General features: G+C 42.8%; 12 protein-coding genes. 5 read left to right on the forward strand and 7 right to left on the reverse strand.

Features of this window, described 5'->3' with window-relative positions; translation table 11 throughout:
- Positions 1–69: 69 nt before the first annotated feature.
- Both uvrA and BLP33_RS20315 read right to left on the reverse strand, forming a co-directional pair.
- On the reverse strand, positions 70–2,916 hold the full coding sequence (gene uvrA, locus BLP33_RS20310) for an excinuclease ABC subunit UvrA (protein ID WP_090532550.1): 2,847 nt from the start codon (positions 2,914–2,916) through the stop codon (positions 70–72).
- A 214-nt stretch (positions 2,917–3,130) separates the two neighbouring features.
- Complete coding sequence (locus tag BLP33_RS20315; RefSeq protein ID WP_090532855.1) at positions 3,131–3,901, reverse strand: lytic transglycosylase domain-containing protein; 771 nt, start codon at positions 3,899–3,901, stop codon at positions 3,131–3,133.
- A gap of 246 nt (positions 3,902–4,147) precedes the next feature.
- Between BLP33_RS20315 and BLP33_RS20320 the strand changes: the two genes are divergently transcribed.
- Both BLP33_RS20320 and BLP33_RS20325 read left to right on the forward strand, forming a co-directional pair.
- Complete coding sequence (locus BLP33_RS20320) at positions 4,148–5,569, forward strand: pseudouridine synthase (RefSeq protein ID WP_090532552.1); 1,422 nt, start codon at positions 4,148–4,150, stop codon at positions 5,567–5,569.
- A 161-nt stretch (positions 5,570–5,730) separates the two neighbouring features.
- Positions 5,731–6,864 (forward strand): lactonase family protein, encoded by a 1,134-nt coding sequence (locus tag BLP33_RS20325; RefSeq protein ID WP_090532553.1) that lies wholly within the window; start codon positions 5,731–5,733, stop codon positions 6,862–6,864.
- Between the two features lie 151 nt (positions 6,865–7,015).
- Here BLP33_RS20325 and BLP33_RS20330 read toward each other — a convergent pair whose 3' ends face one another.
- The 4 genes from BLP33_RS20330 to BLP33_RS20340 all read right to left on the reverse strand — a co-directional run bounded on the left by BLP33_RS20330 (position 7,016) and on the right by BLP33_RS20340 (position 9,088).
- Positions 7,016–7,498 (reverse strand): hypothetical protein, encoded by a 483-nt coding sequence (locus tag BLP33_RS20330; RefSeq protein ID WP_090532554.1) that lies wholly within the window; start codon positions 7,496–7,498, stop codon positions 7,016–7,018.
- Between the two features lie 49 nt (positions 7,499–7,547).
- On the reverse strand, positions 7,548–7,715 hold the full coding sequence (locus BLP33_RS27525; protein WP_175490073.1) for a hypothetical protein: 168 nt from the start codon (positions 7,713–7,715) through the stop codon (positions 7,548–7,550).
- A 175-nt stretch (positions 7,716–7,890) separates the two neighbouring features.
- The gene (locus BLP33_RS20335; protein ID WP_090532556.1) at positions 7,891–8,472 is read right to left on the reverse strand and encodes a non-canonical purine NTP diphosphatase; all 582 of its coding nucleotides are present in this window, start codon (positions 8,470–8,472) and stop codon (positions 7,891–7,893) included.
- Between the two features lie 22 nt (positions 8,473–8,494).
- Positions 8,495–9,088 (reverse strand): hypothetical protein, encoded by a 594-nt coding sequence (locus BLP33_RS20340; RefSeq protein ID WP_139160031.1) that lies wholly within the window; start codon positions 9,086–9,088, stop codon positions 8,495–8,497.
- Between the two features lie 178 nt (positions 9,089–9,266).
- Between BLP33_RS20340 and BLP33_RS20345 the strand changes: the two genes are divergently transcribed.
- A complete protein-coding gene (locus tag BLP33_RS20345) occupies positions 9,267–10,736 on the forward strand; it encodes a peptidylprolyl isomerase (protein ID WP_090532560.1) in 1,470 nt (489 codons plus the stop codon).
- A gap of 3 nt (positions 10,737–10,739) precedes the next feature.
- Complete coding sequence (locus BLP33_RS20350; RefSeq protein WP_090532562.1) at positions 10,740–11,702, forward strand: AAA family ATPase; 963 nt, start codon at positions 10,740–10,742, stop codon at positions 11,700–11,702.
- A gap of 207 nt (positions 11,703–11,909) precedes the next feature.
- On the opposite strand, the gene BLP33_RS20355 is transcribed toward BLP33_RS20350, so the two are convergent.
- Positions 11,910–12,773: a Cif family virulence factor gene (locus BLP33_RS20355; RefSeq protein WP_090532564.1), complete on the reverse strand. Its 864-nt coding sequence runs from the start codon at positions 12,771–12,773 to the stop codon at positions 11,910–11,912.
- 277 nt (positions 12,774–13,050) lie between these two features.
- Here BLP33_RS20355 and BLP33_RS20360 point away from each other — a divergent pair, with 277 nt between their 5' ends.
- Positions 13,051–13,725 (forward strand): hypothetical protein, encoded by a 675-nt coding sequence (locus BLP33_RS20360; RefSeq protein WP_090532567.1) that lies wholly within the window; start codon positions 13,051–13,053, stop codon positions 13,723–13,725.
- The last annotated feature ends 14 nt before the right edge of the window (positions 13,726–13,739 follow it).

A 13,739-nucleotide genomic window follows, 5' to 3' on the forward strand; every position in this document is an offset into this window, starting at 1 on the left:
GTACAAGTTTCTGTACATGTTGTTTTGGTTTTACGTTAAGAGATAAACTTATGAAGTTTTGATTAATGCTTATAACCCCATTTCTTTTTTCAAAAACTTACCTGTAAAACTGTTCTTTACTTTGCACAAACCTTCAGGCGTGCCCGAGAACAGGATATTACCGCCGCCCGAACCGCCCTCCGGGCCAAGGTCAATTACGTGGTCGGCCACTTTAATAACATCAAGATTATGTTCAATTACCAAAACAGTATTGCCTTTATCAACCAATTGGTTAAGTACACCTAACAATACGTTGATATCTTCAAAGTGTAAACCTGTAGTAGGTTCATCCAATATATAAAAGGTGTTTCCTGTGTCTTTTTTAGATAGCTCGGTAGCCAGTTTAACACGCTGTGCTTCGCCGCCGGATAGCGTGGTTGAGGCCTGGCCTAAGGTGATATACCCCAAACCTACATCGTTCAGCGTTTTTACTTTACGATAGATAGATGGAATGTGTTCAAAGAATGGCGTAGCGTCCTCAATGCTCATATCCAGCACATCGCTGATGGACTTGCCCCGGTAACGCACTTCCAGCGTTTCGCGGTTGTAACGCCTGCCGCCGCACTCTTCGCAAGGTACCTGCACATCGGGCAAAAAGTTCATTTCAATTACCTTCATGCCTGCACCCTGGCAGGTTTCGCAACGGCCGCCCTTTACGTTAAACGAGAAACGACCTGGTTTATATCCCCTGATCCTTGATTCCGGTAGTGCCACGAACAGATTGCGGATGTCCGAAAACACCCCGGTATAAGTGGCAGGGTTTGAGCGCGGTGTACGGCCGATTGGTGTTTGATCTATCTCAATTACTTTATCAATATGCTCTAACCCCTCAATTTTTTCATAAGGCAGCGGTTGTTTCTTCGCCCTAAAAAAATGATGGTTTAATATAGGGTATAAAGTTTCGGTGATCAGGCTTGATTTGCCGCTGCCCGATACACCGGTTATGCCGATTAGTTTACCTAAAGGGAAATCAACCGATACTTTTTTAAGATTATGACCGGTAGCTTTTTTCAGGCTCAGGGTTTTTCCATTTCCTTCGCGACGTTTTTTGGGCACCGCAATCTCCCGCTCGCCATTGATATATGAAGTGGTAAGCGTATGCTTTTCCATTAGCTGCGCCGGAGTACCTTCGGCAACAACCTGGCCACCATGTACACCGGCTGCCGGGCCCATGTCAATTACGTGGTCGGCTTCCAGGATCATGTCTTTATCGTGCTCAACAACCAGTACTGTGTTTCCTAAATCACGCAGATTTTTAAGGGCGTTGATCAAACGTTCGTTATCGCGTTGGTGCAAACCGATACTTGGCTCATCCAAAATGTACATCACATTCATCAACTGTGAACCAATTTGTGTAGCCAGCCTGATCCGTTGTGCTTCACCGCCCGATAGGGTTTTAGCAGTACGATCAAGCGTTAAATAACTCAAACCCACATCCAGTAAAAACACTATACGTGCGCGGATCTCTTTCAGGATCTCTTTAGCAATCACATTCTGGCGCTCGTTAAGGCGGTCTTCCAGGCCATCAAACCATTCCTGCAGGTGATTGATATCCATACAGGCCAGCTCGAAAATATTTTTACCATCTACCTTAAAATGCAGCGACTCTTTTTTGAGCCTTGCACCTTCGCAAACCGGGCAGGTACGGAGTACACGATAGTTCTCCATATCGTCCATTCCTTCATCGTTGCGGCGTTCCTGCTGTTCCTCCAGCATGCGGATAATCCCTTCAAAAGTGATCTGGTAGCTTTGAACATTCCATTTGTTATATTCTACAGCAACGCTCAATGTTTCAGGGGCGCCGTTCAGGATCATATCCAACTGATCGCGGTTCAGCTTTTCGATAGGGGTTGAGAGCGAGAATTCATACTTTTTAGCCAGCGATTTCAACACCTGGAAAATCCATGTTTCGCGGTATTCACCAATAGGGGCTAAACCGCCGTTCATGATGCTCAGTTTCGGATTAGGGATTACCGAAGCTTCATCCACTTCAAAAATATAGCCCAAGCCATTACATTTTTCACAAGCGCCATAAGGTGAGTTAAACGAAAATGTATTTGGCTGGGGCTCATCATACGAGATACCCGAAACCGGGTCCATCAGGTATTTACTATAATAGGATACGTTATTATCCTTATCGGCAATACGGATAATGCCCTTGGCAATTTTCAAAGCCTGCTGAACGGAAGTATATAAACGTTTGCTGTCTTTTTCACTCACTACCAAACGGTCAACCACAATATCAATATCGTGGATCTTGTACCGGTCAACCTGCATTTTGGGTTCAACATCGGCAATGGCGCCATCTACCCAAACTTTTAAAAATCCTTGCTTGCGGATGGATTCGAACAATTCGCGGTAGTGGCCTTTACGTGCCTTTACCACCGGAGCCAGGATATTAACTGGCTGCCCGTCAAATTTTTCGCTGATAGTTTTGAGGATCTGGTCTTCGCTCATGCGCTCCATCTTTTCACCGGTGGTGTAAGAATAAGCATCGCCGGCACGGGCGAAGAGCAAGCGCATGAAATCATAGATTTCGGTAATAGTACCTACGGTGGAACGCGGGTTTTTGCTGGTGGTTTTTTGCTCTATAGCAATAACAGGGCTCAGGCCCGACACCTTATCCACATCCGGCCGCTCCATCCCGCCCATAAACTGGCGTGAGTAGGCCGAAAATGTTTCCATATAACGGCGCTGGCCTTCGGCGTAAATAGTATCAAACGCCAGTGATGATTTACCGCTGCCGCTTAAGCCGGTAATTACCACCAGTTGGTTGCGAGGAAAGGAAACATCTATATTTTTCAGGTTATGTACCCGGGCACCATAAACTTCAACTTCACTTTGCTCGCCCAGGTCAACAAGAGGTTTTGTACTCATACTTTATTAATATGGATTTATTGACATTGTTTGAAGCTAATTATTATAGTTACCAGTTTTTTACAAAACCTGCTTTCCTAAAATTTTTGGCTTAAACCATCAACAGTTTGCTACAAATATAAGCAAAAAAGGCCGATCATCCACTGTGGATGACCAGCCTCAAAGTGCTCCGTAATGTAATCTTTTAATTAATTTACAGTATGATTACCTGCTGTTAATTAATTGCCAGCAACTGTGATGCAGGCGGGATGACAAAGTAATTATCATACCCGTGCTCTTTTGGCTGCTCAATAACTGCTTTCATGGCAATAAGCTTATAAACATATGAACCGGTTTCGCGGTTCAGCTTCATGCGAAAATAGTTATCTTCTTTTTGCCTGTTAATGGCGCGCGCTAATTTGATCGAGCCATTGTTGTAAGCGGCAGCCGCCAGTGTCCAGCTGTTAAATTCATCGTATAGTTCTTTGATATACTTGCAGGCTGCAATAGTTGATTTGCGAAGGTTTTTCCGCTCATCAACACCATGGCCTACTCTAAGTCCGTAGGTACGTGCAGTACCCGGCATAAATTGCCAAAAACCCGACGCTCCTTTAGATGATGTACCTGATTTAAGGCCTGACTCGACCAACGGTACATACTTAAAATCTTCGGGGATACCATAAAACTTCAAAATTGGTTCGATAATGGGGAACCATAGCTCGGCTTTGCGGTGCAATATATTGCTTTGCACGCTTTTATAGTCGTGCTGCCTGAGCGATTTGTTGAGTTTACGCGTAACCCTTGCGTCATTAACTGGTAAAGCCTCATTGGCAAAGTTGTAAGCAACTGCCTTTGAGCTTTTGAGAAAAATAAAATCTGAGGTTCGGGCGCTTAAAGTTGCCGCTTTTGCAGCCTTTTCGATGATCGTTGTACCGAAAATATTAAGCTCTGAAATGAGAACCAGCACCAGTGTTACGGAGCACGTAAGTAAGTGTTTTTTAATCATTTCTTTTCCTATCATTTAACTATACATTTGGTAGAATGTGCTGCAAAGGTAGGCTATACAGATCACATAATCAAATACTTACCGTTTTGCTAACTTTTTTAGAGTTGGTTTTTGGTTCAAAAACGGCGTTTAAAACCGTTTAAACGGCGATTTTCCAAGCGGATATTTTTTTGATCTTTTTAGATAAAAATTGGCAAAAAAGCGTAACTTTGACCCTCACGCTGCGAAAGCGCTAAACAAAAAATTATGGTATTTAAGAGACCAGCAGGTAGTCGCGACGACAAACCCGGAAAGTCGTCATCAAGGAGTTCAAGATCCGACGACCGACCAAAAAAATCAGCATCAACCCCAAAAGGTAAAGCTACTCCAAACGGAGAGAAAAAAATACTTTCCAGGCCGGAAAAAACATTCCAAAGCAACAGGTTCAGTGACGATAAGCCCAAAAGCAATTTTAGGGGCGGGGAATCATCTGGCGCTAAAAGATCAGGCGCTAAGCCAAGGCCTTACTCTGGCAGGCCTGCTTCCGACAGCGACGACAGGCCAAAAAGAAATTTTGGCGGCGACAGCGCAGGCGAAAGGAAGTCATTTAGTGGCGGCCCGCGTAAACCTTACAGCGGCAGGCCAACAACCGGTGATAACGACAGGCCGAAAAGAAGTTTCGGCGGCGAAGCACAAGGCGAAAAAAAACCTTACTCATCTCCACGTACCCGTTCATCAGCAAGTTTTGAGGGCAAGCCTAAAAGAAGCTTTGGCGGTGATGCAGGGGGCGAACGTAAATTTGCACCAAGAGGAACCGAGGGCAGCTTCAAAAAACGCGAAGGCGGTTTTAAAGAGAAATCACCATTTGGCGAAAGGCCGGCACACAGACCGCATGATAGGGAAAACCAACAGGATGCCCCTAAAACCATGCGCAGTCGTAAAAATTCTCCTGCAAAAAAATCAGAAGACGATGGGCTGATCCGCCTGAACCGTTACATATCAAACGCGGGTATTTGCTCACGCCGTAAGGCCGATGAGCTGATTACCGCGGGCGTGGTATCCGTAAACGGCGAAGTGGTAACAGAATTAGGTACCAAAGTTGATCCGTTTAAGGATACTATTAAATATAACGGCGAAACGCTGAAACGCGAGAAAATGGTTTATGTATTGTTAAATAAGCCAAAGGATTATATCACAACTACAGATGATCCGCAGGAGCGCCGTACCGTAATGCACCTGGTTGAAAAGGCAAGCCGCGAGCGTATTTACCCCGTTGGCCGTCTTGACCGTAACACCACCGGTTTATTATTAATGACCAACGATGGTGATTTGGCCGATAAGCTATCGCACCCGCGTAACAGCATTACTAAATTATACCAGGTTGAACTGAGCAAAAGCTTAACCCAGGGCGACCTGAATAAATTAACTTTCGGCCTTGAGCTGGAAGATGGCGTAATTAAGCCCGACGCGGTATCATATGTAGCCGGCGGATCAAAACGTGAAATTGGGATCCAGATCCACAGCGGCAAAAACCGTATTGTGCGCCGCATGTTTGAGCACCTGGGATACGAAGTGGTAAAACTGGACAGGGTGGTTTATGCCAACCTAACCAAAAAAGACCTTCCACGGGGGCGCTGGCGTTACCTTGATGAAAAAGAGGTGATACAGTTAAAACACCTGATGAAATAATAAAACGCCCCGTTAAACAGCGGGGCATTTTTTTTGTCTATTTTGTTATCTTGCACAGCAATAATTGTAAGGCTAAGCTGAATGCATAAAGCTTAAAGCTATATGATTGTCAGTATTTTTGCTATTTGTGAATTAATTAAATAGACCTTATATAATCGACCATGAAAAAATTTCTTTTGATCATAGCTATGCTTTCACCGGCGCTAACATTTGCACAAAATAAAAAAACAGGGCCTAAAACTTTCGACCTGGTGGTTGGTACTTATACCACCGGCAAAAGTAAAGGTATTGTGGTATACCGTTTTTATGCCGAAACCGGCAAACTGGCTTATCTCAGTGAGATTGATGGCGTAAATAATCCGTCGTATTTAACGTTGAGCGCCAATAATAAATTTATTTACGCGGTTAACGAACTGCCTAAAGGCGAGGTAAGCGCATTTTCGTTTGAGCCCAAAACGGGCAAAATGACTTTTATCAACAAGCAATCAACACTGGGCGCCGACCCATGTCACATATCTGTTGACAAAGCACAAAAAAACCTGATCATAGCTAACTACTCAAGCGGCAACGTTGCGGTAATGCCTTTGAATAAAGATGGTTCAATAGCTAACGGAATTCAAACGGTACATGATGATGGCCATAGCATAAACAAGGAAAGGCAGGAATCTGCACACGCGCATATGGCGGTCCTGACACCCGATGAAAAATATGTATTGTATAATGACCTTGGCACCGATAAAATGAATGTTTACCGCTACCGCCCTTCAAAAGAGCCCCGTATTGTACCCGCAACACCGGCCTTTGTAAGTGTTACCGCAGGAGAAGGCCCGAGGCACCTGGAGTTTTCGGCTGATAAAAAAACTGTTTACCTGGTAACTGAAATGGGATCGAACGTAATCGCGTTTGATTACAATAACGGCAAGCTGAAACAGAAACAATCCATTACCATGCTGCCAGATGGCTTTACCGGCCAAACTGCAGGTGCCGCTATTCATCTGTCGCCTGATGGCCGTTTTCTGTATGCTTCAAATCGTTTAGAAACCAACGAGATCAATATTTATGCTGTTAACCAGGAAACAGGCTTGCTTACTTTTGTAGCGCGCCAGTCCACCTATGGCAAAAACCCACGCGATTTTGCTATCGACCCAACAGGTAATTTCCTGATAGTAGCTAATCAGAACAGCGATAACATGTGGGTGTTCAAAATAGATCAAAACACCGGCAAACTTGCCCAAACAGGTATCAGAGTTGATATCGGCAACCCGGTATGCTTAAAATTTGCACCAGCCGAGTAAGAAGGTGAAAGGATAAAGGTAAAAGGTGAAAGGTTTGGCCTCGCGCTGAAAATGAAAAAGGCGAAGTTTGAGATATTCCGAACTTCGCCTTTTTCATTTTATCAGCTGGAAAGGAAACCTTTAACCTTTCGCCTTTTAGCTTTAACCTCAATTAAGGGTTTTTAGTAAACGAATATACAATGTATCCGGTGGTATTGCCTACGGTAACAGGCGATTTCAAGGTCATGGTTGAGCCATCGTTGCTGGCAATATCCAAACGATATCCTTCGGATACGTTTTTGGCTTTATCGCCTTCAAAAAGTTTTTTGAACTGGAATTGTGTACCGGTTGTACCACCGTTATAAACCGACCAGAAAATGGTTTGCGATGTTCCGTTGGTTAAAGTGTAGATACCGTTACCACTGTTGGTGAGCTTCCATGTGCTGCCAATAAAGGCTTCGGGGGGAGCCTGATCAAATACGCTCTGTACTGCATTTTGTACAAGGCCGTCGTAACTTACATTATTGCAGGTCCAGGTACCAACAAATTTACCGCGCGATACATTAGACGTAGTTGTGCTTTTGGTTGACGAGCAGGCCGAAATGACCAAAACAAGTGAAAAGATTGCGATTGAGGTCTGAATTAACTTTTTCATGACAGTATATTTTATGCATAAATAGCATAAATCCTGCCAAAGTGTGTAATTATAAATTCACCGCCTGCTGGCGGGTGCGTTTTTCTAATTCAGTTAACCTTTTATTGATTGATTCGGCAATCTGGTCGGCTTCCCGAACTTTTTTAAGGCTATTAATAAACTTAGGGTTGGTATCCCTTTCCGATAAAATTTTACCGATTTGCTTAATAATGTTCATAGGTTATTCCTTATAGCTCTATTTTACGGGGCTTACACCACTAAGGTTTCGTTTCTTCCTGCTAATATCGAATAAATTTAGTTAAACGTTTTACCATTAGAAAAAAAGCACCTTTATTATTTATAAATAACTGTTATTGTAACGCGCTAAGTTGAGGCTGAGTGTACTAAAATGATTATTCACCAGCTTCATTTAAAAATGCGATCAACTTTTCCATTGCTTTTGCACGGTGGCTAATGCTATTTTTTTTGTCCATACTCATTTCGGCAAAAGTAATGTCGTAACCTTCCGGTTCAAAAATAGGATCATAGCCAAAACCGCCATTACCACTCGGCTCTTGCCGGATGGTGCCTTCAACCGTTCCTTCAAAAAAGTACTCTTCGCCGTTCCAGATCAGGGAAATTACGGTACGGAAGCGGGCCTTTCGGTTTGCTTCACCTTTTAAATTATCAAGTACTTTACTAATGTTGGCGGCGTGGTTACCGTGGGTACCTGCATACCTGGCCGAGTATACACCCGGCTCTCCGTTCAGGGCGTCAATTTCCAGCCCACTGTCATCGCCAAAGCAGTTAAGCTTATATTCGGCATACACATGGTGACTTTTGATAGAGGCATTAGCTTTAAAAGTTGTACCTGTTTCCTCAATATCATCATGATAACCAATGTCGTTCAGGGTTAGTAACTGGATAGCGCCATTGAGCTTGGCCGAAACCTCATCAAGCTTATGGCGGTTATTGGTAGCAAAAACTAATTGCATATATCTTAGTGGCGTGTTTTATTTATAATGTTTTAACCAACTCCCAAAAGGTTTTTTTATACTCCACATTATCCATCATCTCATCAAATGAATAACTGTAAAGCACAGTGATCCCGTTTGAGGTTACCGGTTTATTTGGTTTAAGCACCTTTATGTCCTGTGGCAGGGCATCCCCTCCCAAAACCAGTACCTTGGTTGGTTTAAAAAATGTTTTCAACTGGCTAAATTTGGTTTCACTGTAATTTGCCAGATTGAATATCGCCACGTCGTCGGGGCTAAGTTCTTTACGCTTCAAGATATTTTCAAGGGCGGTTAAATGTTCGGCTATTATAAACCCGGCATTTTTATACCATGTTAGCACCAAAAAATTCTTTAAGTTTTTACCCAAATACTTAAATTCATCAACCGGCGTTTTTATTACTACCTGAGGTTCAGGAGTTAAAGATGGGATAATGGTTACCGGGGCCGGTTTGGCATTTTCAGTTACAGGAGGTAGTGGTACCGCCGCGGCAGGTTCTGATTCAGTAATTTTATCATACAACATTTTATCTGCATTGAGCAGGTAAAGTTCATCCTCTAACAAAAAACGAAACGCGGCAGGGTTCTCAACTTTCACTTTAACAAATTTTAACCAAAAGTAGTTAAACGGTTTCAAGCTTTATAGGCATATTAGCACAATTATAGCCGGTTGGTTTTGCAGAAAATATTTGTTCGGTTATAATTAATAAATTTTACCGAAATTCGTAGTTTTTAACGGGTTAACTATCCCGTTTTATTTAGTATAACAGCGTTACATGAGAAAGTTAGGAGTATTAGTACTAAGTTTTATTTTAACAATAACATTTGCAAAGGCACAGGTAGCATCAGATACAGCAGCAAAAAAACTGGTTAAAGCCGATTCGGTTATTGCCCCCACACCCGGCAAAACGCTTGATAAAATTGCAGCGGTAGTTGGTAACAGCCCAATATTGCTATCAGACATTGAACTGTCATACGCTAACTTCCTGGTACAGGGAAACCAACCTGACCCATCTGTTAAAGCCCGAATTTTACAAACTTTGTTAACCCAAAAACTGCTTGCCCAGCAAGCCGCAATTGATAGTATTGAAGTAAAGGAAGAAGATGTTGACGCCAACGTTGACCGCCGTATGCGCGAAATGACACAGCGCGCGGGCGGGCAGGAAAAACTGGAAGCATTTTTAGGGCGTTCGGTTATCCAGTACAAAGATGAGATCAGGCCCGACCTGAAAGAGCAGATGGTTGCTCAAAAAATGCAGCAGCACATTACCGAGAAGCTGAATGTTACCCCTCAGGATGTTAAAAAATATTACGATGGAATCCCTAAGGACAGCTTGCCTTCATTTAATAAAGAAGTTGAAGTTGGTGAGATTGTTTTTCAGCCTAAGTTAACTAAAGAAGAAAAAGACCTTTACAAAGCTAAGGCCGAAGAGTTAAGGCAGCGTGTTAAAAAGGGCGAAGACTTTGGTACACTGGCCAGGCTTTATTCGCAGGATCCGGGTTCGGCACCTGAAGGAGGCGACCTTGGGTTTGCCGACCGTACCACTTTTGTGAAGGAATTTACCGCAAACGCTTTCAAGTTAAAAGCAGGTGAAATTTCCCCGGTATTTGAAACGGATTTTGGTTTCCACTTTTTACAGGTGATTGAGCGTCGCGGCGAACAGGTTCACGTGAGGCATATCCTCATTACACCTGTTGTTACCCAGGCCAGTTTGGATAGGGCAAAAGCAAAAGCCGATAGTATTTATAACTTACTTATAAAAGATAAAAATGTAGGTGTCGATTTTTCAAGCGCTGCAGCCTATTACTCAGACAATAAAGACACTAAATACAACGGTGGTATGATCCTTAATGCCGAAGACGTACAAAGCCGTTCAACATTTATCCCTACCGATAAACTTGATCCTAAAGTGGCGCTTATTACCGATACGATGAAAATCGGCAGCATTTCAAAACCTGATCTGTTTACCGGTGCCGATGGTAAAAAGAGCTACAAAATATTGATGCTTAAATCGGCCACAAATGCCCATAAAGCTAATTTAGAGCAGGATTTCCCTAAACTTAAGGAATATGCCTATAATGATAAGGTTAACAGAACTGTATCTCAATGGTTCGAAAAACGCCGCAAGGAAACTTTCATTAAAATTGATAAAGAATATCAGGCATATGATGTGTTGAAGAAATGGGTAAATACCAATCCCTCGCCTGTAATACCCGAAACCAAAACCAAATCATCATCTAAATAATTTATGCAACACAGCTCTGATGTAGAAGCCGCAAACGCTTTAAAACAGGCCTACCAGCAAATCCGCGCCGAAATAGGTAAGGTAATAGTAGGCCAGGATGAAGTGATAAAATTTGTGCTGATCTCTATTTTCAGTAACGGGCATTGTTTATTGGTTGGTGTGCCCGGGCTTGCAAAAACCCTGCTGGTGCAAACGGTATCGCAGGTGCTTGACCTTGACTTTAAAAGGATTCAGTTTACGCCCGACCTGATGCCTTCAGACATCATTGGCTCTGAAATATTAGGTGAAGACCGCAATTTTAAATTTATCCACGGGCCGGTTTTTTCAAACATTATCCTGGCCGATGAGATAAACCGTACACCGCCAAAAACGCAGGCAGCCCTGCTTGAGGCCATGCAGGAAAAAGCGGTTACCGCAGCCGGCGTAACACACAAACTTGCACAGCCTTTTTTTGTATTGGCTACCCAAAACCCTATTGAACAGGAAGGTACTTATCCATTGCCCGAAGCACAGCTGGACAGGTTTATGTTTAATGTAGCCCTCAACTATCCTTCATTTAAAGAGGAGCTGCTGGTTGTTAAGAACACCACCAGTATTACTAAAGCAGAAGTAAATAAAATATTAAACGCCCAGCAGATCATCTATTTTCAGCAACTGGTGCGCAATATCCCGGTTACCGATAATGTGATGGAGTACGCGGTGAAGCTGGTATCCAAAACCCGCCCAAACAGCGAGTTTGCCACACCACAAATTAACCGCTTGCTAAGCTGGGGCGCAGGACCACGAGCATCGCAGTTTTTAGTATTAGGTGCTAAATGCCACGCGGTACTTAACGGTAAATACTCGCCCGATATTGAAGATGTGCAGGCAGTGGCCAAACCTATTTTAAGCCACCGTATAGTGCGCAGTTATCATGCGGAAGCCGAAGGATTATCAGCAGCTGATATTATTGAGCAGTTGTTTTGATTTTAGTGATTAGAGGTTGGGGATCAGAGGTTTGGTTAGAAGTGGTTGAAGATTAGTTTTTAATAGTCGATAAAGTAAAAAGGCCTTGTAATTTATAGTTTACAAGGCCTTTCTATTACTTATTGCGCCCGCGTCCTTACGGGTAACCTGTTACCCTAATCTCTGATCTCCAGTCTCTAATCTCTCACAACAAACCTCTAATCTCTATTACTCATTCTCAATAGGTGAGAAAATCTCAAGAAGGATATTCCATTTTTTTGTTTTGTCAATTTCCCAAACCCTTACATAATTGTAGTTTCCAACAACATTGCCTTTGGTAATGCGGGCGTGACCATAGGTATAAGCAAGGTCATTACTCGCGGCGCGGCCGCCATCGGTAGTTTCGGCAGTGATGCTGATGGCTTCGTTATTGATAAACTTCATCACCACATCGGTACCGGTCATTGGCGGAAAGCCGGGGAAATAATAGCGGCCTTCGGGGCTTAAAAATTCCTTATAGCTGGCCATGGCTGATAATGTTAACCCATGATTAAATGTTTTATCGGTACCAATAATAACATTTTTGGCGCCGAATGGATCCTTACTTGGGCCTGAACGGTGCGCCGGGTCGGGTTCTTTAAAATCGGTAACAACTTCTTCCTCAGCTTCAGGATGCTGGATACCAAGGTCGATGAGTAGCTTTAATTTACCGTCGGCGTTAGTACGCCAGATAGATACATAATCGCCAAACACTTTATCATCATCAGTTTTGCCGTTTTGATATATATAAGGGCCCGCGGTGAAAGCCAGGTCCCCATTGGCCGAGATCCGGGCAAATTTGGGCTGCCAGCTAAGCTTGCCGGCCTGTTTATCAATCTTACTATAAAAATCAACAATCTTTACTACATCGGGCTTAAATATGATGCCATCGGGATCGGCAACTGCCAGGAAACCATCTTTTATTCCTTTACGTTCAACTAACTTATCAAAAGCTTGTTCAACACTAACTACCTTGTTTACATTAACAGCGTCCTGCGCCAGGGCAAAAGCACTATAACCAATAAATGTAGCAGCTAATATTATTTTCTTCATATTTATATTCGGGTTTTAGGGAGCAATTTAGTAATAAATTTTAAGTCGGAAACGCAATAGTCAAAATGCATTATACAGCATAGCATAATTTAACAATTGCATTATTTTTGTTTTATCCTGAAACGAAGATATGGGCAAATAATTGCAGGGCGCGGGTTTGATCATATAAAATACACGTAAATATTTAAATTTACTTAATAATGAAGTTGAATAAAAAAACACTTAACTTCATAACCCAACTAATCTGTTTTTGTTTAAATCAATATAAATTGCTTTCATGAAAAAGTATATGCTATACTGCGTATTTGTACTTTTATTACTGTGTGTAAAGGCAAAAGCGCAATATCTCTCTGATTATACCGGCCGTCCATATTATCTTAAAACCAATGATGGCATACAAGGCAGCGCCCTCCTTACCGATAACTGGCTGAATGGCACTGTTTATTTCGTTAACGGCAAAACAGCTAATGCAATATTGAACTATAATATTTACGGGGATGAACTTTTGTTTAAGAGCCCCCGGGATTCATCGGTACAGGCCTTTGTTGACCCGGTGAAAGGTTTTTCAGTAAAAGGCATTGCGCTTGAAGAAAGTGACCAAACGGATATGAACTTTAGCAGCGGCTTCCCGGCTGTGGATGATCAAACCCCAAAAACTTTTTACCAGGTAGTGGGAGACGGGAAGGTAAAACTGCTCCGTTATTACAAGAAAAAAGTACTTGAGTCAACGGGTTTTGCTTCGCAGGTGACCACCAAAACCTTCACGCTGGCCAACAGCTATTACATTTTTGCCAATAACCAAATGACAAAGATCAGGCCGTCGCAAAAAACCATCCTAGCAGCAATGAGCGACAAGGGCGATAAAATGCAGGAGTATATCAAAACCAACAAAGTTAATTTTAAAAGCGATGCTGCCTTAGCTAAATTATTCAGCTACTACAACTCGCTTTAAAATCATGTCCTGTT

Source organism: Mucilaginibacter sp. NFR10 (assembly GCF_900100445.1).
Taxonomy (GTDB): Bacteria; Bacteroidota; Bacteroidia; order Sphingobacteriales; family Sphingobacteriaceae; genus Mucilaginibacter; species Mucilaginibacter rubeus.